This window comes from Ammoniphilus soli (assembly GCF_040813775.1).
This window is the reverse complement of the sequence record NZ_JBEGDL010000107.1, coordinates 1-1,971: the sequence shown is the minus strand read 5'-3', so window position 1 is coordinate 1,971 and position 1,971 is coordinate 1. Positions and strand designations below refer to the sequence as shown.

Below are 1,971 nucleotides of genomic sequence, written 5' to 3'. Positions count from 1 at the left end.
GAATTTATACTATTCTTGACTTAAAGGCAATGTGATCGTTATAGTCGTGCCTTTATTTACTTTACTTGAAACCTGAATAGTTCCCTTATGATGTTCGATAATTTTATATGTAATCATCAAGCCTAGACCTGTTCCCTTCTCTTTATTAGAATAAAAAGGCTCTCCTAATTTATGGATTCGATCTTCGGATATTCCACAACCATGGTCTTGAAAGCTAATGACGATTTGTTGGTTTCCCTCCTTTTTTACTCTAATTATAATTCTCCCATTGTTTTCTGAAGCTTCCACCGCATTTTTGATGATATTAATAAACACCTGAATAAGTTGATTTTCTATACATTCAATCTCAGGAATATCTGGATCGATATCCGCAACGATTTGAATATTGCGCATAATAGCATTTGTATTCATTAACTGAATCACATTTTCTAATATGTTACAGATATTGGATCTAACAAATAAGCTTTCCTGATGCGGTTTAGCGATTGTTAGAAACTCATTCAATATCGATTCAATACGGTTTAATTCGGATTTGAGAATATCCATGTAACTTGGCTTGAACAATCCTTCTTCAATTAGCTGAAGAAATCCCTTAATAGATGTTAGCGGATTTCTGATTTCATGGGCAACTCCGGCAGCCAATTGGCTAGCTACAGCTAGCTTTTCTGATTTCCGTAAAAGTTCCTCTGTTCTTTTTTTCTCCGATAGGTCTTGATAAATGCCAAACAGTCCGTTAGTTTTACCATCAATGATGACAGGAACAAAGGTAATATTACACGGAACAGTATATCCCTCTTGATGAAGAATTGACCTTTCAAAATGCTGTGATTCTCCTCCCATGGCTTTTTGAAAATGAACTAACAATTGTGTTTGATCATGAATAGTACCATTGATAAAGGATTTAGCAGCTTTATTTATAGCCTTACTCTTTCCAGTCGAGTCAAAAAGATAAACAGCATTGGGATGGTTTTCAAAAAGAGATCTGTAGCGTTGTTCACTTTTTGTTAATTTACATTTTGTTTTTTCTAATGTATGATTCATCAGCCGGAGTTGCCTGAGTAACGATTCATTTTCGAGCAAAGTTAAAATTTGTCGAATGACAATAAGAATTAAAACAACAATCCCTCCAACTATGATACTTTCTATATAATTCATATTTAAAATTGCTAATATAAGCAGAATCAAAATACTGCAATAGGGCAGAAACATACGTAAATAGCTTAACAAATTTGAACCTGTTATTTCTATCTCCTCAGTTTTTGATTCAGTGTCGTAAAAACTGGATAAACCGATCAGTAAAAGAGCAACACTCCAAACTGGTGTCAGAACCGTGTAAAATTCATATTGTTCATAGATAGATTTATAGAGGTATATGGTATCAGAGATAACATATATTATCATACCGCTTAAATGTAAAAATAACATCTTTGGCGGAATAATATTCCTATAAGATAAAAAAAGCATAATTACCCCTAATAGAACTCCTAAATGGGCGATTGGATAAGCTAAAGAAATCAAACTCAACAACAAGGGCAATTCTTTCCGATGTAGAATAGGTTCTAAAAAATACACCCAGCTTATGGATGTCAAAACTGTTAAAATCATAAAGGAATCAAAGAACATTTGTATGACGCGATATTGTTTTCTTCTTTCATGTACTTTGTACAGCAAAGCGAAAGCATAAAATAGTAAATTAATTATCCAAAACAAATCCGCCCAGCCAGGGAAGAAATAGTCCGTGCCAGTAAAAACGATATGGAATCTCCATAGTAACTCAGCTATAAAACAACTGAAACAACTAATAAATAGAATAATCCAAAAATCCCTTTCCTTTCCCTTCAATCTCTTTATATTGAGATAAAAGAAAATACCTGCCATTATAGGTGCTATAGTGGAAAGAATACTTCCTCCTGTATATTTCAAATATTGATTATCAATGAGTAGGATCCAAGAGTAGTACACTATCGAATA

The 1,971-nt window shown here is 33.2% G+C and carries 1 protein-coding gene; it reads right to left on the bottom strand.

Annotation, left to right across the window (positions count from 1 at the left end; translation table 11 throughout):
* Positions 1-9: 9 nt before the first annotated feature.
* Positions 10-1,971, bottom strand: a 1,962-nt coding sequence (locus tag ABLT31_RS38415; RefSeq protein ID WP_367760981.1) for an ATP-binding protein, incomplete at its 5' end; no start/stop codon positions are given.